Annotated in this window: 1 protein-coding gene; it reads right to left on the bottom strand. The window is 34.1% G+C overall.

The annotated features are described in order from the left end of the window. Window positions 1-300: hypothetical protein (locus M3175_RS25815; RefSeq protein ID WP_251524543.1), on the bottom strand; the 300-nt coding region annotated here is incomplete at its 3' end. Between the last annotated feature and the right edge of the window lie 213 nt (window positions 301-513).

The following is a 513-nucleotide window of genomic DNA, read 5'->3' as shown; positions in this document are numbered from 1 at the left end:
CTTTTCAGTCTTATCATCAACATTCCAACCCAGTTTTAAATCATACACAAAAGCCTCAATAAACCGATTTAGCATCTTTCTATAAACTTTCTTATTCTCTTGAATCAAAGACAACATAAACTCACATTCTTGATGGTTTTGCTCAACCTTAGCATTACCATAAGGAGCACCACTAAAATACGTCAAATGACCACGATTCACATTCATACCTAGAATTTGCATAATTTTCATCGCACGATAACTATTCATCATTTGAAAGAACTGATCATTAAAATGCGGTAGCTTATCAAAATCTCTCACCAACTGGAGGCGATAGTCATACGGCAAATGCTTAAAATGATAATAGGGGTCAGCACAGAAAACGGAAAAAATAGGGCGGTAAGGAATTTTGTCGAGTATTTTTAAGCGTTTTTCAACTGTCTAAAAAACCAGGGTTTAATAGACACTTTGCTCTCACCAGATTTAAATGGCTATTCTAGCGATTTTTTGTATAACAACTCATTTATTAAATAG

Origin of the sequence: Robertmurraya korlensis, from assembly GCF_023715225.1 — a bacterium.
Taxonomy (GTDB): domain Bacteria; phylum Bacillota; class Bacilli; order Bacillales; family Cytobacillaceae; genus Robertmurraya_A.
Note: the sequence above shows the minus strand (reverse complement) of the source record. Positions and strands in the feature narration are given on the sequence as shown.